This is a genomic window from Streptomyces sp. NBC_00252 (assembly GCF_036187565.1).
In the GTDB taxonomy this organism is placed as follows: domain Bacteria; phylum Actinomycetota; class Actinomycetes; order Streptomycetales; family Streptomycetaceae; genus Streptomyces.
Map to the genome: position 1 here is coordinate 5970048 of NZ_CP108087.1, position 20249 is coordinate 5990296.

The 20249-nt window shown below is 71.2% G+C and carries 17 protein-coding genes and 1 pseudogene; 10 read left to right on the forward strand and 8 right to left on the reverse strand.

Annotation, left to right across the window (positions count from 1 at the left end; genetic code table 11):
• The first annotated feature begins 48 nt into the window (after positions 1–48).
• Positions 49–1365: a tetratricopeptide repeat protein gene (locus OHT77_RS26335; RefSeq protein ID WP_328830931.1), complete on the forward strand. Its 1317-nt coding sequence runs from the start codon at positions 49–51 to the stop codon at positions 1363–1365.
• A gap of 4 nt (positions 1366–1369) precedes the next feature.
• Here OHT77_RS26335 and OHT77_RS26340 read toward each other — a convergent pair whose 3' ends face one another.
• The 3 genes from OHT77_RS26340 to OHT77_RS26350 form a co-directional block, all read right to left on the reverse strand.
• The gene (locus OHT77_RS26340) at positions 1370–1852 is read right to left on the reverse strand and encodes a VOC family protein (RefSeq protein WP_328830932.1); all 483 of its coding nucleotides are present in this window, start codon (positions 1850–1852) and stop codon (positions 1370–1372) included.
• A gap of 38 nt (positions 1853–1890) precedes the next feature.
• A complete protein-coding gene (gene rarD / locus OHT77_RS26345; protein ID WP_328830933.1) occupies positions 1891–2862 on the reverse strand; it encodes an EamA family transporter RarD in 972 nt (323 codons plus the stop codon).
• Between the two features lie 141 nt (positions 2863–3003).
• Entirely contained in the window at positions 3004–3858 is an 855-nt protein-coding gene (locus OHT77_RS26350) for an SDR family oxidoreductase (protein ID WP_328830934.1), read from the reverse strand.
• Positions 3859–3953: 95 nt separating this feature from the next.
• Here OHT77_RS26350 and OHT77_RS26355 point away from each other — a divergent pair, with 95 nt between their 5' ends.
• Positions 3954–4400, forward strand: coding sequence for a winged helix-turn-helix transcriptional regulator (locus OHT77_RS26355; protein WP_328830935.1), 447 nt, complete (start codon positions 3954–3956; stop codon positions 4398–4400).
• A gap of 3 nt (positions 4401–4403) precedes the next feature.
• Here OHT77_RS26355 and OHT77_RS26360 read toward each other — a convergent pair whose 3' ends face one another.
• The 5 genes from OHT77_RS26360 to OHT77_RS26380 all read right to left on the reverse strand — a co-directional run bounded on the left by OHT77_RS26360 (position 4404) and on the right by OHT77_RS26380 (position 11484).
• Positions 4404–5483, reverse strand: coding sequence for a 2-oxoacid:ferredoxin oxidoreductase subunit beta (locus tag OHT77_RS26360; RefSeq protein ID WP_328830937.1), 1080 nt, complete (start codon positions 5481–5483; stop codon positions 4404–4406).
• Positions 5476–7413, reverse strand: coding sequence for a 2-oxoacid:acceptor oxidoreductase subunit alpha (locus OHT77_RS26365; RefSeq protein WP_328830938.1), 1938 nt, complete (start codon positions 7411–7413; stop codon positions 5476–5478). Before OHT77_RS26365 ends, OHT77_RS26360 begins: the two co-directional genes overlap by 8 nt.
• A gap of 296 nt (positions 7414–7709) precedes the next feature.
• Positions 7710–8369, reverse strand: coding sequence for a response regulator transcription factor (locus OHT77_RS26370; protein WP_323185555.1), 660 nt, complete (start codon positions 8367–8369; stop codon positions 7710–7712).
• Positions 8370–8648: 279 nt separating this feature from the next.
• Positions 8649–9989, reverse strand: coding sequence for a sensor histidine kinase (locus tag OHT77_RS26375; RefSeq protein ID WP_328830939.1), 1341 nt, complete (start codon positions 9987–9989; stop codon positions 8649–8651).
• Between the two features lie 274 nt (positions 9990–10263).
• A complete protein-coding gene (locus OHT77_RS26380; protein WP_328830940.1) occupies positions 10264–11484 on the reverse strand; it encodes a sensor histidine kinase in 1221 nt (406 codons plus the stop codon).
• Positions 11485–11973: 489 nt separating this feature from the next.
• On the opposite strand from OHT77_RS26380, the gene OHT77_RS26385 reads away from it, so the two are divergent.
• The 8 genes and pseudogenes from OHT77_RS26385 (at position 11974) to OHT77_RS26420 (ending at position 20243) form a co-directional block, all read left to right on the forward strand.
• Positions 11974–12372, forward strand: a complete 399-nt coding sequence (locus OHT77_RS26385) for an NADH-quinone oxidoreductase subunit A (protein WP_328830941.1) — start codon at positions 11974–11976, stop codon at positions 12370–12372.
• A pseudogene (locus tag OHT77_RS26390) lies at positions 12363–13055 on the forward strand (NADH-quinone oxidoreductase subunit B); the annotation flags it as partial. The gene OHT77_RS26385 and the pseudogene OHT77_RS26390, both read left to right, overlap by 10 nt.
• Before the next feature lie 326 nt (positions 13056–13381).
• Positions 13382–15367 (forward strand): NADH-quinone oxidoreductase subunit C, encoded by a 1986-nt coding sequence (locus OHT77_RS26395; protein WP_328830942.1) that lies wholly within the window; start codon positions 13382–13384, stop codon positions 15365–15367.
• Positions 15364–16332 (forward strand): complex I subunit 1/NuoH family protein, encoded by a 969-nt coding sequence (locus OHT77_RS26400; RefSeq protein WP_266769469.1) that lies wholly within the window; start codon positions 15364–15366, stop codon positions 16330–16332. The genes OHT77_RS26395 and OHT77_RS26400 overlap by 4 nt, the downstream gene beginning before the upstream one ends.
• Positions 16332–17093 (forward strand): NuoI/complex I 23 kDa subunit family protein, encoded by a 762-nt coding sequence (locus OHT77_RS26405; RefSeq protein ID WP_328830943.1) that lies wholly within the window; start codon positions 16332–16334, stop codon positions 17091–17093. The genes OHT77_RS26400 and OHT77_RS26405 overlap by 1 nt, the downstream gene beginning before the upstream one ends.
• On the forward strand, positions 17090–17797 hold the full coding sequence (locus tag OHT77_RS26410) for an NADH-quinone oxidoreductase subunit J family protein (RefSeq protein ID WP_328830944.1): 708 nt from the start codon (positions 17090–17092) through the stop codon (positions 17795–17797). Before OHT77_RS26405 ends, OHT77_RS26410 begins: the two co-directional genes overlap by 4 nt.
• Positions 17797–18252 (forward strand): NADH-quinone oxidoreductase subunit NuoK, encoded by a 456-nt coding sequence (nuoK, locus tag OHT77_RS26415; RefSeq protein ID WP_328830945.1) that lies wholly within the window; start codon positions 17797–17799, stop codon positions 18250–18252. Before OHT77_RS26410 ends, nuoK begins: the two co-directional genes overlap by 1 nt.
• A complete protein-coding gene (locus tag OHT77_RS26420; RefSeq protein WP_328830947.1) occupies positions 18249–20243 on the forward strand; it encodes an NADH-quinone oxidoreductase subunit 5 family protein in 1995 nt (664 codons plus the stop codon). Before nuoK ends, OHT77_RS26420 begins: the two co-directional genes overlap by 4 nt.
• Positions 20244–20249 lie beyond the last annotated feature (6 nt).

Below are 20249 nucleotides of genomic sequence, written 5' to 3' on the forward strand. Positions count from 1 at the left end.
CTGGGGAGTTCGTGCCCGACTCCCCGACGCATGCGAGTGAGGGAACCCATGACTCGACTCAGCCGCGAGAAGAAGCGGGAGCAGAAGCGAGCCGCACGCTTGGCACCCGCAGCGTCACCTTTCGAGGTACGCGTACCTGTTGACGGCCCCGGCGCCGGAGGCGCGTCGATCGGCGGAGTGCCGGTCGCGGTGGCCGCCGGCGAGGAGATCCAGCAGGCGGTCCTGAGTCACCTCCATCGCATCGCCACGGCCACCGGTCATCCCGTCCACGCGACCATCCACGACGCGCGCATCGGGTACGTCGTGCCCCTCCAGATCGATCCCGACGGCTCCAGCCACTTCTCGGCCGAGCCCCGGGCTATGGGCGGGGGCGGCGGTAGTGGTGGTGGCGGTAGTGGTTCGGCTGATCTGGCGGCCGCTGGGGCTCCGCCTCAGCTTCCGCCCGTCGTCGGTGTGACGCCCAAACCCGAGGATCGGCGGCCGAGCGGTGACCCGGCTACCCATCGGCTGCGTGCGGTACCGGAGGCCGAGGCGGCGGAGGGCGTGGTTCCCACCTTCCCGTTGCGCGCCGTGCCCGAGTCCGCCGGGGAGTCGGCACCTACGTTCCCGCTGCACGCCGTACCGGAGTCGGCCCGGAACGACACCTCCCTCGGCCAGGTCCAGCCACCTACGGGAGCCTTCGGGCCGCCCCCGACGATGGATGCGTCGCCGGAGACCCCACCCGCACTTCGCAATGAGCCCAAGCCACCCGCCCCCATTCCGGCAAAAACCCCCGCCCCCGCCCCCATCCCCGACCTCGTCCTCACCGCCCCCGAACCCGATCCCAAGCCCACCCCGGCCCGCGGCTTCGACGCCGTCGCCGAGGCCGTGCTGGGGGACGACCCGGTGACGACCGACGGAGCCGGTACGCAGTTCCTGGTCGAGCCGATGGTGCGGATCAACGACGCGGTCAAGGCAGGCCGTATCGAGGAGGCCGCCGCGCTCGCGGAGCGGACCGTCACGGACGCTGTCGGCGCGCTCGGCGCGGAACATCCCGAAGCCCTCCGGCTGCGTGAACTCGCCGCCTACATCGCCTACTTGGCCGGTGACCCGCTCCGCTCCTTCCACCTCTCCCTGGACCTCGCCCGGATCCGCCACCGCGCCCACGACGCGGAGTCGGCCTACGGCAACGTCCAGAGCGCGGCCACGGCCTGGCGTGCCGTGCGCGACCCGGAGCAGGGCCTTGCCCTCGGCCGTGACCTGATCGACCTGTGGACCGGACTCGCGGCGGAGGACGGCCCCGCGGCCGACGACATAGAGGAACTGGAGTCCGCCCGCGCCCGCATGGGCCGTCTCACCGAACGCGCCCGCAAGGCCGGCGACTGAGCCCCTAGGCGACGCAGAACTCGTTGCCCTCGGGGTCCGTCATCACCACCCACGTCCCGGCCGGCTCCGACACCCGCCGCAGCAGGCTCGCGCCGAGCCCGGTCAGCCGCTCCACCTCGGCCTCGCGCCGCTCCGGGCCGGGGTGCAGGTCGAGGTGCAGGCGGTTCTTGACCGTCTTCGACTCCGGTACGCGCTGGAAGAGGATGCGGCGGCCGAGGCCGGTGCCGCGCTGCTTGTCGTAGGGGTCGTCGGGATGCCGTACGGCCATCAGGTCGCGGAAGGCGGGGCGGCCGTGGAAGTGGACGGTCGCCGCAGCGGGCAACGCGCCCATTTCCAGGAGCTGTTGGACCAGGGCGCTGTTGTCCTCGGCCTCGTAGTGGAGCGCGGCGGCCCAGAAGTCCGCCTGGGCGTGCGGGTCCGCCGCGTCGATGACCAGTTTCCAGTGGAGGGGCGTGGTGGGCGCGGCCGGTTCGGGCGTCAGTGTCATGGCCCTCACTCTGGCACCGGCGCGGCGCTCCCGCGGGGCTACGCCTCGACCGTGTCCGCCGGGGTCGTGGGAGTCGTGGCCGCGCTGTTCCGTCGTAGCGCCGCCGCCGTGGCCCTGTCGCGTCGGGCCGTTCGCCATGCGTCCGTCGTCAGCAGGGCCAGGGCCAGCCACACCAGGGCGAAGCCCGCCCAGCGGGCGGGGGGCATCGACTCGTGGAAGTACAGGATGCCCAGCAGGAACTGGAAGACCGGTGCCAGGTACTGGAGCAGGCCCAGGGTCGACAGCGGGACCCGGATCGCCGCCGCGCCGAAGCAGACGAGGGGGAGGGCGGTGACGATGCCGGTGGAGGCGAGAAGGGTGGCGTGGCCCGCGCCCTCCTGGGCGAAGGTCAGGGTGCCGTTGGCGTTGAGCCACAGCAGGTAGGCGAGCGCGGGGAAGAACTGGATCGCGGTCTCCGCGGCCAGTGACTCGATGCCGCCGAGGTTGACCTTCTTCTTCACCAGGCCGTACGTGGCGAAGGAGAACGCGAGCGTGAGGGAGATCCACGGCGGCTGGCCGTAGCCGACGGCCAGGACGAGGACGGCGGCGAGGCCGACGCCGACCGCGGCCCACTGCGCGGGGCGCAGCCGTTCCTTCAGGAGGAGGACGCCCATCGCGATGGTGACGAGGGGGTTGATGAAGTAGCCGAGGGAGGCCTCGACGACGTGGCCGCTGTTCACGGCCCAGATGTAGACGCCCCAGTTGACGGTGATGAAGGCCGCGGCGATCGTCACGAGGCCCAGCTTGCGCGGCTGGCGCAGGAGTTCACCGGCCCAGGCCCAGCGCCGGATCACCAGGAGCGCCACGGCGACGAAGGCGAGCGACCACACCATGCGGTGGGCGAGGATCTCGGCGGCGCCGGCGGGCTTCAGCAGCGGCCAGAACAGCGGGACCAGGCCCCACATGCCGTAGGCAGCGAAACCGTTCAGCAGTCCTATGTGGTGCTGGTCGCCCTTCGGCCTCCCGCTCACGGGCCCCTCCTTCGCACGTGCCCCGCTCGGCCGCGTCGGCGCGGCCAGCACGAAGGTAGCGCCGAGCGGGCCCGGCTGTCATGCCCGTATCGCCATACGGTCATGACGCGGCCCGTGGCGGTGAGACGGCCGGGAGGCGGGTCAGCCCTTCAGCGCGAGGGCGATCGACTCGCTGATCGGCGTGGTCGGGCGGCCCGAAAGCCGGGACAGGTCGCCGCTGGAGACGACCAGTTCGCCCTTCGCGATGGACGCGTCGACACCGGCGAGGATCGCGGCGAACGGCTCGGGCAGACCGGCGCCGGTGAGGATGCCGACGAGCGTCTCGCCGGGCACGCTGTTGTAGGCGATCTCCTTGCCGGTCTGGCGGCTCAGCTCGGCCGCGTACTCGGCGAAGCTCCACGCCTCGTCGCCGCCCAGCTCGTACGTCTGGTTCTCGTGGCCCTCGCCGGTCAGCACGGCGACGGCGGCAGCGGCGTAGTCGGCGCGCGAGGCGGTGGAGATCCGGCCGTCACCCGCGGCGGCCACGACGGCGTCGTGCTCCAGCACGGGGGCGAGGTTCTCGGTGTAGTTCTCGTTGTACCAGCCGTTGCGGAGCAGGGCGTAGGGCACTCCGGACGCGAGCAGCGCCTGCTCGGTGCCGCGGTGGTCGTCGGCCAGGGCGGCGGTGAGGGTGCCCGGCGCGCTGGTGTAGGCGAGGAGGGCGACGCCGGCGGCCTTCGCGGCGTCGATGACGACCTGGTGCTGGCCGACGCGGCCCTTGTCGAACTCGTTGCCGGAGATCAGCAGCACCTTGTCGCCCGCGGCGAAGAGGCTGCCGAAGGTCTCGGGGTTGTTGTAGTCCGCGACGGCGATCTTCACGCCGCGCTCCGCGAAGTCGGCGGCCTTCTCCGGGGTGCGGACGACGGCGGTGATCCGGTCGGCCGGAACCTTCTCGAGCAACTGCTCCACTACGTGGCGGCCGAGGTGTCCGGTGGCTCCGGTGACGACGATGCTCATGGTGATGACTCCTTGGAGGGGATGCGGTGCGTGGCACTAACCCTAGGGGCGGCGCTAACTCTTGGAAAGTACCCACTTTGAAGTAAGGTACTGGCATGGCAGTAAGCGCAGAGGTGTCCAGCAGCCGTGTCACCGCCGAGGCCGAGGCGATGTGTCCGCACCGCCTGGTCATGGAGCACGTCACGTCCCGCTGGGGCGTGCTCGTCCTCATCGAGCTCCTCGACCGCCCCTACCGTTTCAGCGAACTCCGCCGCGCGATCGGCGAGGTGCGGCAGGTGAGCGAGAAGATGCTCGCCCAGACCCTGCAGACCCTGGAGCGGGACGGCCTGGTCCACCGCGACGCCAAGCCGGTGATCCCGCCGCGCGTCGACTACTCCCTCACCGACCTGGGCCGCGAGGCCGCCGAACAGGTGCGGGGCCTGGCCCGGTGGACCCAGGACCGGCTGGAGAAGGTGCTGGCGGCGCGGGAGGCCTACGACACGGCGAAGGGGCGGGCCGGCGCCGCCGAGGTGCCCGGGCCCGCCCCTTCCGTGCGGCCGTGACGGTCAGCCCACGACCGTCCAGGTGTCCCCGCCCGCCAGCAGCGCGGCCAGGTCGCCCTTGCCGTTCTGCACGATCGCCGTGTCGAGCTGGTCGGCCATCTGCGTGTCGTAGACCGGCCGCTCCACCGACCGCAGCACCCCGATCGGGGTGTGGTGCAGGGTGTCCGGGTCGGCCAGCCGGGACAGCGCGAACGCCGTGGTCGGGGAGGTCGCGTGGGCGTCGTGGACCAGGATCTCGGCCTCGTTCGCCGGCGTCACGTCGACCACCTTCAGATCACCGGTCGCCGCATCCCGTACGACCCCCCGCGCGCCGTCGGCGCCGAAGCGGATCGGCTGCCCGTGCTCCAGCCGGATCACCGCCTCCTCGGCCTGCCGGCGGTCCTTCAGGGCGTCGAAGGCGCCGTCGTTGAAGATGTTGCAGTTCTGGTAGATCTCCACGAGGGCCGTGCCGGGGTGGGCGGCGGCCTCGCGCAGCACCTGGGTGAGGTGCTTGCGGTCCGAGTCGATCGTCCGGGCCACGAAGGACGCCTCCGCGCCGATCGCCAGCGACACCGGGTTGAAGGGCGCGTCCAGGGAGCCCATCGGCGTCGACTTGGTGATCTTCCCGACCTCGGAGGTCGGCGAGTACTGACCCTTCGTCAGACCGTAGATCCGGTTGTTGAAGAGGAGGATCTTCAGGTTGACGTTCCGGCGCAGGGCGTGGATCAGGTGGTTGCCGCCGATCGACAGCGCGTCGCCGTCGCCCGTGACCACCCAGACGCTCAGGTCCCGCCGGGACGCGGCCAGTCCGGTCGCGATCGCGGGGGCGCGGCCGTGGATCGAGTGCATGCCGTACGTGTTCATGTAGTACGGGAAGCGGGAGGAGCAGCCGATGCCGGAGACGAAGACGATGTTCTCCTTGGCGAGGCCCAGTTCCGGCATGAAACCCTGCACCGCCGCGAGGATCGCGTAGTCACCGCAGCCGGGGCACCAGCGCACTTCCTGATCGGACTTGAAGTCCTTCATGGACTGCACTGCCTCGGCCTTGGGGACGAGCGAAAGTGCCTCGATCGTGCCCGTGCCTTCCGTGGACGTCTCAGCCATCGATGGCCTCCTTGAGAGCCGTGGCGAGCTGCTCAGCCTTGAACGGCATGCCGTTCACCTGGTTGTACGAGTGCGCGTCCACCAGGTACTTCGCCCGCACCAGGGTGGCGAGCTGACCGAGGTTCATCTCGGGGATCACCACCCGGTCGTAGCGCTTGAGGACCGCGCCGAGGTTCCGCGGGAAGGGGTTGAGGTGGCGCAGATGCGCCTGTGCGATGGACTCGCCGGACGCGCGCAGCCGCCGTACCGCCGCCGTGATCGGGCCGAACGTCGAACCCCAGCCGAGGACCAGCGTGCGTGCCTCGTGCGGGTCGTCGACGTCCAGATCCGGTACGTCGATCCCGTCGATCTTGGCCTGGCGGGTGCGGACCATGAAGTCGTGGTTGGCGGGGTCGTAGGAGATGTTGCCGGTGCCGTCCTGCTTCTCGATGCCGCCGATGCGGTGTTCGAGGCCGGGGGTGCCGGGGATGGCCCACGGGCGGGCCAGGGTCTGCGGGTCGCGTTTGTACGGCCAGAAGACCTCGCTGCCGTCGTCCAGGGTGTGGTTCGGGCCCTGGGCGAACTGGACGGTGAGGTCCGGGAGTTCGTCGATGTCGGGGATGCGCCAGGGCTCGGAGCCGTTGGCCAGGTAGCCGTCCGAGAGGAGCATCACCGGGGTGCGGTAGGTGAGCGCGATCCGCGCGGCCTCGATCGCCGCGTCGAAGCAGTCGGCCGGGGTGCACGGGGCGACGATCGGGACCGGCGCCTCGCCGTTGCGCCCGAACATCGCCTGGAGCAGGTCGGCCTGCTCGGTCTTGGTCGGCAGCCCGGTGGAGGGCCCGCCGCGCTGGATGTCCAGGACGAGCAGCGGGAGTTCCATCGACACGGCGAGTCCGATGGTCTCGCTCTTCAGCGCGACACCCGGGCCGGACGTGGTCGTGACGGCGAGAGAACCCCCGAAGGCCGCCCCGAGGGCCGCCCCGATGCCCGCGATCTCGTCCTCGGCCTGGAAGGTGCGGACGCCGAAGTTCTTGTGCCGGCTCAGCTCGTGCAGGATGTCCGAGGCCGGGGTGATCGGGTACGAGCCCAGGAACAGCGGGAGGTCCGCCTGCCGGGACGCGGCGACCAGGCCGTAGGACAGGGCCAGGTTCCCGGAGATGTTGCGGTAGGTGCCGGTCGGGAACGCGGTGGCGGCCGGGGCGACCTCGTAGGAGACCGCGAAGTCCTCCGTCGTCTCGCCGAAGTTCCAACCCGCCCTGAACGCGGCGATGTTGGCGGCCGCGATGTCGGGCTTCTTCGCGAACTTGGTCTTGAGAAACTTCTCGGTGCCCTCGGTCGGCCGGTGGTACATCCACGACAGCAGGCCCAGCGCGAACATGTTCTTGCTGCGCTCGGCCTCCTTGCGGGTGAGGCCGAAGTCCTTGAGCGCCTCGACGGTGAGGGTGGTGAGGGGGACGGGGTGCAGGCTGTAGCCGTCCAGTGAGCCGTCGTCGAGCGGCGAGGCGGAGTAACCCACCTTCTGCAGCGCCCTCTTGGTGAACTCGTCGGTGTTGACGATGATCTCCGCACCGCGCGGAACATCACCGATGTTCGCCTTCAGTGCGGCCGGGTTCATCGCGACCAGAACGTTCGGCGCGTCGCCCGGGGTCAGGATGTCGTGGTCGGCGAAATGCAGCTGGAACGACGAAACCCCCGGCAGGGTGCCTGCGGGGGCGCGGATTTCGGCCGGGAAGTTCGGCAGTGTGGAGAGGTCGTTCCCGAAGGACGCCGTCTCCGAGGTGAAGCGGTCGCCGGTGAGCTGCATACCGTCACCCGAGTCACCGGCGAACCGGATGATGACCCGGTCCAGGCGTTGGACGTCCTTCACCCCCGCCGGTTTGCGTTGTTCCCCTACCAACGTGCTGTCGGCTCCGTCGGCCTGCTCCGCTGGGCTACTGACCTGGCTGGTCACTGAACTGGACCTCCTCTTCGAGGACGCTGTCCGGGCATGGTCGTACGGCCGACCCTCCCAGGATCAACCCTACGTCTGTAAGGGTCGCCTTCCTGCGGCCGTTCGCATGATGGACGCTGTTTTGAGACGGCCTGGCGCCCTGACTTGTCATGATTTCCTGCCCCCCGGCACTTCGCTCGACGACGCTCCCGTGCATTGTCCGGTTCTCGAAACCCACTGACGGTGGACTGACAGTGGACTGACGGCGATGAACAACCGCCGGTCGGCGACCTGGCGGCTGACACAGTGTCAGTTCGTCAGGAGTTGAGGTACGTGAGGACGGCCAGAACACGCCGGTGATCCCCGTCACTCGGTGACAGTCCCAGCTTCAGGAAGATGTTGCTGACGTGCTTCTCGACCGCGCCGTCGCTCACCACGAGCTGCCGGGCTATCGCGGAGTTCGTGCGTCCCTCGGCCATCAGCCCCAGCACCTCGCGCTCACGGGGGGTCAGTCCCGCCAGCACGTCCTGCTTACGGCTGCGCCCGAGCAACTGCGCGACGACCTCGGGGTCCAGCGCGGTACCCCCCGACGCGACCCGCACCACGGCGTCCACGAACTCCCGCACCTCGGCCACCCGGTCCTTCAGCAGATAGCCGACGCCGTGCGTGGAACCGGCCAGCAGTTCGGTGGCGTAGCGCTCCTCCACGTACTGCGACAGCACCAGCACGCCGAGACCGGGATGCGCCTTGCGCAGCTCCACCGCGGCCCGCACACCCTCGTCTGTGTGCGTCGGCGGCATCCGTACGTCGGCCACGACCACGTCCGGCAGCGCGCCCTGCGCCGCCAGCTCGGTGATCGTCTTCACCAGCGCGACCCCGTCACCCACCCCGGCCACCACGTCGTGCCCGCGGTCGGTCAGCAACCGGGTCAGGCCCTCCCTGAGCAGCACTGAATCCTCGGCGATGACCACCTGCACCCTGTCCTCCACGATGTTCGGCCCCCCATTGCCACCCTGCCCGGCCCACGTCGACCCGCGTCCGTCCACAGAACAGGTCCAGCATTCCAGGGTTCACGCCGAAGTGCGGGCGGGGGAGGGAATCGGGGGGTGTGGGGAGGGGGCGGGGATCCAGCCCGTCCGGCGTGTGGGGACGAGGCCCCTTCAGGGCCGACGGGGTTCCTGGGGGCGGATTGGGGTCTGGGGGCGGAGCCCCGGAGGGCAGGACAGCCGGGCCACCCCCGTCAACCCCTCACGCTCTCAACCCCGCCAGGGCAGCTCCGCCGTGATCCGGGTGGGCCCGCCCACCGGTGAGTCCACCACCAGAATCCCGTCCACCGCGTCCAGCCGCCCGGCAAGACCGGCAAGCCCGGAACCGCCGGAGGCATCCGCCCCGCCGACCCCGTTGTCCACGACCTGCAGCATCAGCCGGTTCTCCACCCGCCACACATCCACGGCGACCCACGTCGCCTGCGCGTGCTTGCTCACGTTCTGCAGCAGCTCGGAGACGGTGAAGTACGCGATCCCCTCGATCGCCGCAGCCGGCCGCGAGGGCAGATCCACCTCCACCTGCACCGGCACCGTGCACCGCGAGGCCACGGAGGAGAGGGCCGCGTCGAGCCCCCGGTCGGTCAGCACGGCCGGGTGGATCCCCCGCGCCAGATCCCGCAGCTCCTGCAGCGCCGTCTTCACCTCACCGTGCGCCTCGCCCACCATCCGCGCCGCCGCCTCCGGGTCCTCCGTCAGCTTCTCCTTCGCCAGCCCCAGATCCATCGCCAGCGCCACCAGCCGGGCCTGCGCCCCGTCGTGCAGGTCGCGCTCGATCCGCCGCAGATCCGCCGCCGCCGTGTCGACCACGACACCCCGGTCCGACTCCAGCTCCACGACCCGCGTCGCCAGCGTCGACGGTCCGAGCAGCCCCCGCACCATCACCCGGTCCACCATCGTCAGCGCCCGCACGATCCACGGCGTGGCCAGCGTGAACAGCAGTCCGATCAGCGCGGTGACGGTGATCTCGAAGGGGTTGTCCAGGTAGATCTGGTGGTGCTGGTCGCCGTAGAGCTGCAGGCCGCCCTGGCCGGCGTAGACCGGGAAGACCCAGAACCACAGCGGGTACGTCAGGAGGGCCCAGCCGTACGACCAGAAGCTGAGGGCGACGACGAAGGAGAAGACCGCCCAGGGGAAGTGCAGCACCGCGTACAGCAGGTGGCGCCAGGACGTGCCGCTCTTGAGGACCGCGCCCATCCACGCCATCGGGCCGTTCTTCTTCAGGCGCAGCGGCTCGGGGTCGGCGACGTCCAGGCCGAGCAGCCCGCGGGCCCGCGCCCGCTCCAGCGCGCCGAAACCGCGGCAGCCGGCCAGCGCGCCCGCCAGGACCGGCACCCCGAGGAACGTGATCAGCAGGCCCGCGCCCAGCGACACCATCGTGACGGCGTAGGTGAAGAGCAGAATGCTGATGGGCAGGCTCAGCAGGACATAGCCCAGCTCCCGCCAGCTGCGTGCCTCGACCGGTGCGCGCAGCACGGTCGGCAGCCGGCGCCGCGTCCGCTCGTCGGCGACCGTCCCGTGCATTCCGTACCCCTGCCCGTACTCCGTGGCCATCGGTGTCGTCCCGTTCTACTCGTATCCGCAGCCGTGCTGTCCTATCTCCAGACTGGTCGAAGGGCGGCCCGGGAACCATGGAGTCCGTCGGCGTCCCGGGCGGGGGGTTTTCCCTACCCCGTGACCACCTGTCGCCGCCCGCCGGTGACAGATGTCGGACATGCCGTCGACCGCGCCGGTGCGGGCGGCGGGGCCGCGCGTGCCGGAACGGTCGGGGTGACGGGGTCGGTGACGAGGTCCGTGACGGGGTCTTCGGTGTGGGCAGAAGGGGGCGCTAGCGCTGGCTGCCGGCCTCGTTGGCGGTGCGTTCGCGCCAGGGGAGTTCCGCGGTGACGGTCGTGGGACCGCCGGGCGGGGAGTCGAGGACGAACAGGCCGTCGACCGCGCCCAGCCGCTCCGCGAGGCCGCGCATGCCGGTGCCGCCGTCGAGGCTGGCGCCGCCGCGGCCGTCGTCCCAGACCTGGATCAGCAGCCGGTCGTCGGACCGCCAGACGTCCACCGACGCCGTACGGGCGCCGCTGTGCTTGCTGATGTTCTGCAGCAGCTCGGAGACGGTGAAGTACGCGATGCCCTCGATCGCCGCGGCCGGGCGCTCGCCGATGTCGGCGGTCACCTTCACCGGCACCGTGCAGCGCGAGGCGACGGAGGACAGGGCGGCGTCGAGGCCGCGGTCGGTCAGCACCGCCGGGTGGATGCCGCGCGCCAGATCCCTCAACTCCTGCAGCGCCAGCTTCACTTCACCGTGCGCCTCGTCGACCATCGCGGCGACATGCTCGTCGGCCTGGCCCTCCAGCAGCTTCTCCTTGGCCAGCCCCAGCCCCATCGCCAGATTGACCAGCCGGGCCTGCGCGCCGTCGTGCAGGTCGCGCTCGATGCGCCGCAGATCCGCCGCCGCCGTGTCGACCACGACACCGCGGTCCGACTCCAGTTCGGCGATACGGCGTTCCAGCTCGTCGGAGGGGGAGAGGAGGCCGCGGACCATCGCACGGTCCACGTTGGCCAGCCCGCGCGCGATGAACGGCAGCACGGGCCACAGCACGAACAGCGAGGTCAGCGTGACGGTGAAGGTGACGATGCCCCACGGCAGCCGCATCCCGTCGTACAGCACCGTCCGCCAGGCCACCGGGTCCTTCAGCGCCATCCACACCCGTTGCACGAGCCCGCCGCCCTTGCGCCACGGCAACGGGCTCGGCTCGTCGATCCGCACCCCGAGCAGCCGCCGGGCCCGGCCCCGCTCGAACTTCCCGATCAGCCGCGCGCCCATCAACGCCAGCGCGAGCAGCGGGAATCCGACCACGGTGATGGTCAGCCCGGCGCTGAGGAACAGCGTCGTCGCCACATAGACGAAGCCGAACACCGATATCGGCAGATTGGCCAGGAGATGCGCGATCTCCTTCCAGGTGTGCCGGTCGTAGGCGAAGCGGGCCGGCGGCAACGGCTCGTCGAGCTCGCCACCGGGTGCCGCCGGGTCGGCGTAGGGGATGCGTACGGTCATATGGGCCAGCGTGCCGCCTCGCGCGCCCCGGCGCCATGAGGTCCGCCGCCCGGGTCTCCTGGGGAAAACCCCACCATGCGTCTCCGACGGATCTTCGGGGGTGTCTTCGGTGTATCTCCGACGCGGCCTCCCGTGCCGGCACGCGTGGAGCCTCGAACGGCTTCTCCCACGGCACATTCCCTGGCGTCTCCGGTGGATCCCCGGGCACGACGTACTGCTTACGGTCCCTTTAACAGGGCCTAGACTCCCGTGCGTACGGATCGTCGAACACAGCGGTCACATGCGTCACCGGGGCAGCGCGGGCATCGGCGCGGGTACGGGTATCGGGCGGAGGAGGGGTCGGACGTGCGGGAGATGGTGCAGGGGGCCTTGTCGGCGGCTGTGCGGGAGTCCTTGCCGGGGTCCATGTCGGCGACCTTGCGGGATTCCGTGCCGCGGACTGTGTCGTCGGCCGTGCGGGAGTCCCTGCCAGGAACCTTGTCGTCGGCCGTGCGGGAGCCGGCTGGGGTCGTCGTCGCGGCGGACTACTTCCGGTCCTACTCCGTCGTCGGACTGCTCGCCGTCGTCGGCGTGCTCTTCGTCGCCGTGGCCTTCGGCGCGGGCCGCCTGCTGCGCCCGGTGGTCCCGACCCCCGAGAAACTCCTGACGTACGAGTGCGGTGTCGACCCGGTCGGCGAGGGCTGGGCCCACACCCAAGTCCGGTACTACGTCTACGCGTTCCTGTACGTCGTCTTCGCCGTCGACTCGATCTTCCTCTTCCCCTGGGCGACGGTCTTCGCCGCGCCCGGCTACGGCGCGACCACCCTCGTCGAGATGTTCATCTTCCTCGGCTTCCTGGCCGTGGGCCTGCTGTACGCATACAAGAAGGGCGTCCTGGCATGGACGTGACGACACCGGACTCCGACGGGCAGCCGGTTCAGCCGGTGTACCTCCCCGAGCCGAAACGCCTGGGCGCCCTCGCCCGCCTCGCCCCCGAACCCATGAAGGTCGTCCTCAACTGGGGCCGCCGGTACTCCCTCTGGGTCTTCAACTTCGGCCTCGCCTGCTGCGCGATCGAGTTCATCGCCGCGTCCATGGCCCGCCACGACTTCATCCGCCTCGGCGTGATCCCCTTCGCGCCGGGCCCGCGCCAGGCCGACCTGATGGTCGTCTCCGGCACGGTCACGGACAAGATGGCCCCCGCCGTGAAACGCCTCTACGAGCAGATGCCCGAGCCCAAGTACGTCATCTCCTTCGGCGCGTGCAGCAACTGCGGCGGCCCGTACTGGGACTCCTACTCGGTCACCAAGGGCGTCGACCAGATCATCCCGGTCGACGTCTACGTCCCCGGCTGCCCGCCCCGCCCCGAAGCGCTCCTCCAGGGCATCCTCAAACTCCAGGAGAAGATCGCTCGGGAGTCGCTCGGGGAGCGGTACGGAGTGAGCGCGGCCCGGCCTTCTACGGCTGCGCTGCAGAGCGGGTTGGTCGCGGCGCCGGGGGTGGGGTCTCCGGCGGGGGTTGGTGGGGGTTCTGCGGGTGCGGGTTCCGGTGCGGGCTCCGGTGCCGATGCGGGGGTTGGCGCCGGCGCGGGTACCGGTGCGGGCACGGGTTCGGATGCGGGGGCCGGCGCGGGTTCTGGTGCGGGTTCTGGTTCTGGTGGTGATTCCGGCTCGGCTTCTGACTCCGGCTCGGCTTCTGATTCGGGGTCGGGGTCGGGGCGAGAGGCTGGATCGGTGTCCGGGTCCGGTTCGGAGTCTGGGCCGGGGGTCGGGTCTGGGCCGGGGTCCGGTTCGGAGTCGGGGTCTGGGCCGGGGGCCGGGTCTGGTCCGGGGGCCGGGTCTGGTCCGGGGGCCGGGTCTGGTCCGGGGACCGGTTCGGCGTCGGAGGCTGGGCCGGAGTCAGGCTCGGGGGATGTCCGATGACCGCCGTCGGCTGGCTGCCTGCCCCGGTTGAGGAACTGTTCGGTACGGAGGCCACGGCCGAGGAGTCGTACGCACTCCTCACCGTCGACGTACCCCCCACCACCTGGCTCGCCGCCCTCCGCACCGCCCGCGACGACCTGGGCTGCACCTACTTCGACTGGCTGAGCGCGGTCGACGAACCCGGCACCGGCTTCCGCGTCGCCGCCCATGTCGTCGTCCTGTCACCGGTACGCCGACTCCTCGTCCGTACGACGGTCCCGCACGAGACCCCGGTACTCCCCAGCGCCGTCGACATCTACGCGGGCGCCGCCTGGCACGAGCGCGAGACCCACGAGATGTTCGGCGTCGACTTCGAGGGCCACCCGGGACTGGACCACCTCCTCCTCCCGGAAACCTTCGAAGGCCACCCCCTCCGCAAGGACTTCGTCCTCGCCGCCCGCGTCGCCAAGGCCTGGCCCGGCGCGAAGGAACCGGGTGAGTCGGACCACGGCGCCCCCAAACGCCGCCAGATGCTCCCCCCAGGCGTCCCCGACCCGAACGAGTGGGGCCCACTGAAGGGCCAACTCCCCGCAGCCCCGGCCCGCCCCGCGCGGGGCGCGGGACGCGCGGCGGCCGAGCGCCCGGCCCGCCCGGGGCGTGAGACTCCGGCCCGTACGGCGGGTGACACCCCGGCGCGTGGAGCCGGCGATCGCCCTGCACGGCGCGCCCGTTCGGCTTCGGAGGGGTCGGCTAGCCAGGGGGGTACAGCTGGGGGCGGTACGGCCGAGGGCGCGGTGCCGTCGGGTGACGGTGTGGTGCCGTCGGCCGGGAAGGCAGTGCCGCCGGGCGCCGGTGCGGTGCCGTCGGCTGGGAGTGAAGTGCCGCCAGCTGGGAGTGAAGTGCCGTCGGCTGAGAGGGCAACGCCGGCGGGTGAGAGCGCGGTGCCATCGGCCGAGGGCCAGGGCCAGGGCCAGGATCAGACCCAGGGCCAGGATCAGACCCAGGGCCAGGATCAGACCCAGGGCCAGGATCAGACCCAGGGCCAGGGTCAGGGTCAGGGGGAGTCGGCCGAGGGTGGTCACGCCCCTGCGGTGAGGCCTGCGGGACCGCGCCGGGCGCGCAGCGCGAGCGAGGGTTCGGTGAGCCAGGGCCGGAACCAAGGCCAGGTGACCGGTGCCGACCGCGCGGAACAGGGTTCGGGAACCCCGGCCGCGCCCCGCCGCACCCGCAGCGCCTCGGAAGGCTCGGCGAGCCAACAGGGGACAGGCTCGACACCCCCTCGCCGCTCCCGCAGCGCGAGTGAAGGTTCGGCATCGCAACAGGCAAGCGCACAGGCACAGACACCTGCGGTGGAACCGGAATCAACACCCGGCGCAGAACCGTCACAGGCCTCGCCATCGACACGGCAGGGCAGCACCGCCAAGCCCCCCACCGCACCCCGCAGCACGGACGCCCCGTGGCACAACGCCCGCCCAGCCTTCACGGAGCCGGAGCCGGGGCGGGAGGCAGAGCCCGAGGCGGAGTCGGCGCCGGTGTCGGAGCGCGAGCCCGAGGCTGAGGCCCTGCCCGCGCCGGTGTCGGAGCGCGACCTCGCGACTAAGCCTGCGCCGGTGTCCAAAGCGAAGCCGGAATCCGGACCTGCGCCGGTATCCGAAGCCGAGCCGGAATCCGGACCTGCGCCGGAATCCGAAGCCGAGCCGGAATCCGGAACCGCGCCGGTATCTGAAGCCAAGCCGGAGCCCGGACCCGCACCGGTATCCGAAGCCGAGCCGGAGCCCGGACCCGCGCCGGTGTCCGAAGCCAAGCCCGAGTCCGAGCCGAAGCCGAGCCCCGCCAAGGAGCCGGCCGACGGATCGCCGACCGAAGCCGACCCGCCCGCAACCGAGCCGGACTCTCCCACACCCAGGTCGGATTCACCGGCCCCCGAACCGGCCACGGGTGCCCCCGAACCCAAAACCCCCGAAGACTCAACCCCCGACACCCCCACAGGAGGCCCGCAGTGAACGACGCGCTAGACGTCGCCCTGCGACTCCTGATCGTCTTCGTCGTCTTCCTCACCTTCCCCCTGATCGTCGGTCAGACCGAGCACAAGGTGATGGCCCACATGCAGGGCCGCCTCGGCCCGATGTACGCTGGCGGCTTCCACGGCTGGGCCCAACTCGTCGCCGACGGCGTGAAGTTCGCCCAGAAGGAAGACATCGTCCCGGCGGAAGCGGACCGCCGTGTCTTCCAACTCGCCCCAGCCGTCGCCCTCCTCCCGTACCTCCTCGTCCTCCTCGCCATCCCGATCGGCCCGGGCGAGGGCGCGGTCGGTCAGGTCCTGGACGCGGGCATCTTCTTCGTCCTCGCGGTGATGGGCGTCAGCGTCCTCGGCTCACTCATGGCCGGCTGGGCCTCCGCCAACAAGTTCTCTCTCCTCGGCGGCCTCCGCACCGCCGCACAACTCCTCGCCTACGAACTCCCCATGCTGCTCACCGCCGCCTCCGTGGCGATGGCGGCCGGCACGGTCTCCCTCCCCGGCATCCTCGACGCCTTCCACTGGTGGTGGCTGCCCTGGCAGATCGTCGGCGCGATCGTGTTCTTCATCGCCGGCCTCGCCGAACTCCAACGGCCCCCCTTCGACATGCCCGTCGCCGACTCCGAGATCATCTTCGGCGCCTACACCGAATACACCGGTCTCCGCTTCGCCCTCTTCCTCCTCGCCGAGTACGCCGGAATCGTCGTCCTGTGCGGCCTGACCACCGTCCTCTTCCTGGGCGGCTGGCACGGCCCCTGGGGCGCGGACGGCCTCGGCTGGGTGTGGACCCTGGTGAAGACCGCGATCCTCGCCTTCGTCGTCATCTGGCTCCGCGTCACCTATCCCCGCCTGCGCGAGGACCAGCTCCAGAAACTCTCCTGGACCCTCCTCGTCCCCCTCTCCCTCGCTCAGATCGCCCTCACCGGCGTCGTGAAGGTGGTGTTCCTCTGATGGCCCCGATCCCGGGCTCCGGTCTGGCCAAGGGCCTGGCCGTCACCCTCCGCACGATGACGAAGAAGACCGTCACCGAGCAGTACCCGGACACCCAGCCCGATCTCCCGCCCCGCACCCGCGGAGTCATCGGCCTGTTCGAGGAGAACTGCACGGTCTGCATGCTCTGCGCCCGCGAGTGCCCCGACTGGTGCATCTACATCGACTCCCACAAGGAGACGATCCCGGCCGCGGCCCCTGGTGGTCGCGAGCGCAGCCGCAACGTCCTCGACCGCTTCGCCATCGACTTCTCCCTGTGCATGTACTGCGGTATCTGCATCGAGGTCTGTCCTTTCGACGCGCTGTTCTGGTCCCCGGAGTTCGAGTACGCCGAGACCGACATCCACGAACTCACCCACGAACGCGACAAGCTCCGCGAGTGGATGTGGACGGTCCCGGCCCCACCCGCCCTCGACCCCGCCGCCGAGGAACCCAAGGAGATCGCCGCCGCCCGCAAAACCGCCGAGAAGCTGGCGGCGACACAGGCAGCGCAAGCCGCGGAAGCAGCACAGGCTGCGCAAGCCGCGGAGGCTACGCGAGCCGGGGAGTCCGTAGAGCCCACGCAAGCCGCAGCGGTCACCGAGGCCACGCACCCCAAGCCCACGCAGGCCCCGCCCGCTGAGCCCCCCGAGCCCGCCGAGTCCGCGCAGCCCAACCCGGCCGAGGCCACGCACCCGAAGCCCGTCGTCGACCCCGCCGACCCGCCGGAGGGCCAGTCATGACCCTCGCCGCAACCGTCACGGCCACCGCCACCGCCGCCACCGGCCACCCGCACGGCTTCCTCTCCCCGACCGGCGTCGAGATCGCCTTCCTCCTCGTCGGCCTGGTCACCTTCGGCGCGGCCCTCGTCACCGTCACCACCAGGCAGCTGGTGCACGCCGCCCTGTGGCTCGTGGTGGCCCTCGGGGGAGTGGCCGTCGAATACCTCCTGCTCACCGCCGAGTTCATCGCCTGGGTGCAGGTCCTCATCTATGTCGGTTCCGTCGTCGTCCTCCTTCTCTTCGGGCTGATGCTCACCAAGGCCCCCATCGGCCGCTCCCCGGACGCCGACTCCGGCAACCGCTGGGCCGCCCTCGCCGTGGCCGGCGCCGCCGCGGCGGCCCTGGTCTGGGTCGTCGTCGACGCCTTCCGCGCGACCTGGATGGACCTGGACGGTCCGGCCGCCAGCTCGACCGCGGTGACCGGCGCGAGCCTGTTCCAGCACTGGGTCCTCCCCTTCGAGGCCCTCTCCGTCCTCCTCCTCGCCGCACTGGTCGGCGCGATCGTCCTATCCCGCAAGGCGAAGGCCGAGTCGAGCTCTCCCCCTGTGAACTCCCGACCGCCGACCGGTAGTTCCCCATCCGTCCCGGATTCCCGTAATCACACGTTCGAGCGAAATAGCCCGCCTCAAGGCAACGATCCGACCGAGCAGAAGGGAGCCCGCTGATGCACCTCGTCTATCCCGCCGTGCTCGCCGCCCTCCTCTTCTGCACCGGCATCTACGGCGTCCTCGCCCGCCGCAACGCGATCCTCGTCCTCATGTCGGTCGAGCTGATGCTCAACGCCGTGAACCTGAATCTCGTCGCCTTCGACGTCTGGCTCAGCCGGACCGCCGAGGAGAAGCTGCACTCCGGCCAGGCGCTGACCCTGTTCACCATCGCCATCGCCGCCGCGGAGATCGGCATCGGCCTTGCGATCGTCCTCGCCGTCTACCGCGCCCGCGGCACCTCGGACATCGACAAGCTCCGCGACACGGCCGAGGGCCACGAGACCGGCGGCCCGGACGGACCTGACGGCCCGAACGGAAACCACGGCCCGGACGACAACGGCGGCGACAACGACAGCGGCAACGACACCGGCCCCCAGCCCCCCACGGCCAAGAAGGCTGAGGCCACCGCGTGACCACGACCACCCTCGCCGTCCTCGTCCCCCTCCTCCCGTTCCTCGGAGCCGCGGCCGGCCTGCTCCTGGGCCGTACCGCCCCCGGGTTCGTCCGCCCGCTCGCCGTCCTGCCGTCGCTCGCCGCGCTCGCGCTGGCCGCGGTCGTCGCCGTAGGCCAGGGCGGTGACGCGGCCGTCGACGCCGCCACCGAGCTCACGCCGACCGGCTCGGTCCCGATCGAACTCGCCCTGCACATCGACGGCTTCGCCGCCCTCGTCGCCGTACTCGTCGCCTTCGTCGCCACCTGTGTGCAGATCTACTCGACGGGCTATCTGCGCGACGACCCGCGCTATCCGTCGTACGCCGCCCTCGTCTCCCTCTTCACCTCCGCGATGCTCCTCGTCGTCTACTCCGGTGACCTGATCGTGCTGCTGGTCGGCTGGGAAGTCATGGGCATCTGCTCCTACTTCCTCGTCGGCCACTACTGGGAGACCCCGGAGGCCCGCGCCGCCTCCATCAAGGCCTTCCTCGTCACCAAACTCGGCGATGTCCCCTTCCTGATCGGCCTGTTCGCGCTCGCCACCGACGCCGGGTCCTTCCGCATCACCAAGGTCCTGGACACCGTCGCGCACGGCGGGCTGCACCACCCGACGCTGATCGCGCTGCTGCTCCTGGCCGGCGTGGCGGGCAAGTCGGCGCAGTTCCCGCTGCACACGTGGCTCCCCGACGCGATGGCGGGCCCGACCCCCGTCTCCGCGCTGATCCACGCCGCGACGATGGTCGCCGCCGGTGTGTACTTCGTCGCCCGGCTCCTCCCGGTCTTCGAGGCCTCCTCGGCCGCGATGGTCGTCCTCGCCGTCATGGCCGCCGTGACGATGGCCGGGTCCGGCCTCGCCGCGCTCGCCCAGGACGACATCAAACGCGTCCTCGCCTATTCGACGATCGGCCAGCTCGGCTACATGACCGGCGCCCTCGCCGTCGGCGACCGCGGTGCCGCCGTCTTCCACCTCCTGTCCCACGGCGCCTTCAAGGCGCTGCTGTTCCTCGCGGCCGGTGTCGTCATCCACGCCACCGGCACCAACTCGCTCGCGGCCATGTCCCGTATGGGCAATGTCCGCGCCCGCGTACCCGACGCCTTCTGGACGATGACCGTGGCGCTCCTCGCGCTCGCCGCGATCCCGCCCTTCAGCGGGTTCTTCTCCAAGGAGTCCGTCCTCGGTGCCGCCGAACACGCGGCCACCGGAGACACCGCGCACATCCCCGGCGCCGCGGGCTGGATCGTCCTCGGCGCCGGTCTGCTCGCGGCCCTCCTCACCGCCGCGTACGCGACGCGCCTGTGGCTGCTCGCCTTCCACGGCAAGGGAGCCGAAGCCCCCGACCACGGCAGGCAGCCGGTGGCGATGAACGCCGTGCTGTGGGTGCTCGCCGTCCCGTCCCTCGCCCTCGGCGGACTCGCCTACCGCGTGCTCCCCGACTGGTTCGACGGCCGCGACCTCACCCCGACGCTCACCACCTCGGTGCTCGGCACGGGCGTGGCCCTCGTCGGTGTCGTCGTCACCTACGGCGCCTGGCGCCAGACCACCGCGTTCGCGGCCGGCGCGCCCCTGGGCGCGGTCGCCGCCCACCCGGAGGGCGACGCGGGACTCGTCGAGGCCGAGGCCATCGCGAGCCACACGCCCGCCTACGGAGATGTCGCCTCGGCACCCGACCCGGCGGACCCGGGCCGTCTCCTGCTCGGCCCGCTGCACCGCCACGCGGTCACCGGCTTCCACCTGGACGCCGTCTACGGGGCGCTGTTCGTCCGCCCCGTGCTGGCGGCGGCGGATCTCGTCCGGTTCCTCGACCGCGAGGTCGTCGACACCTACGTACGCGGCGCGGGCACCCTGCCCCGCCTCCTCGGAGCCGCCGTCAGGCGCGCCCAGACCGGCAATCTGCAGACCTATGTGAGCGCGCTGCTCGCCGGCACCGTCGTCCTGACGGTCGCCGTCCTCCTCGTCGCCACGGGAGCGTGAGCAGGC

Excerpts from the sequence above, each read along its gene's own strand:
- OHT77_RS26335 (WP_328830931.1), top strand. The coding sequence starts at position 49 with ATGACTCGACTCAGCCGCGAGAAGAAGCGGGAGCAGAAGCGAGCCGCA.
- OHT77_RS26340 (WP_328830932.1), bottom strand. The coding sequence starts at position 1,852 with ATGACACTGACGCCCGAACCGGCCGCGCCCACCACGCCCCTCCACTGG.
- OHT77_RS26350 (WP_328830934.1), bottom strand. The coding sequence starts at position 3,858 with ATGAGCATCGTCGTCACCGGAGCCACCGGACACCTCGGCCGCCACGTA.
- OHT77_RS26355 (WP_328830935.1), top strand. The coding sequence starts at position 3,954 with ATGGCAGTAAGCGCAGAGGTGTCCAGCAGCCGTGTCACCGCCGAGGCC.
- OHT77_RS26360 (WP_328830937.1), bottom strand. The coding sequence starts at position 5,483 with ATGGCTGAGACGTCCACGGAAGGCACGGGCACGATCGAGGCACTTTCG.
- OHT77_RS26375 (WP_328830939.1), bottom strand. The coding sequence starts at position 9,989 with ATGGCCACGGAGTACGGGCAGGGGTACGGAATGCACGGGACGGTCGCC.
- OHT77_RS26380 (WP_328830940.1), bottom strand. The coding sequence starts at position 11,484 with ATGACCGTACGCATCCCCTACGCCGACCCGGCGGCACCCGGTGGCGAG.
- OHT77_RS26395 (WP_328830942.1), top strand. The coding sequence starts at position 13,382 with ATGACCGCCGTCGGCTGGCTGCCTGCCCCGGTTGAGGAACTGTTCGGT.
- OHT77_RS26405 (WP_328830943.1), top strand. The coding sequence starts at position 16,332 with ATGGCCCCGATCCCGGGCTCCGGTCTGGCCAAGGGCCTGGCCGTCACC.
- OHT77_RS26410 (WP_328830944.1), top strand. The coding sequence starts at position 17,090 with ATGACCCTCGCCGCAACCGTCACGGCCACCGCCACCGCCGCCACCGGC.
- nuoK (WP_328830945.1), top strand. The coding sequence starts at position 17,797 with ATGCACCTCGTCTATCCCGCCGTGCTCGCCGCCCTCCTCTTCTGCACC.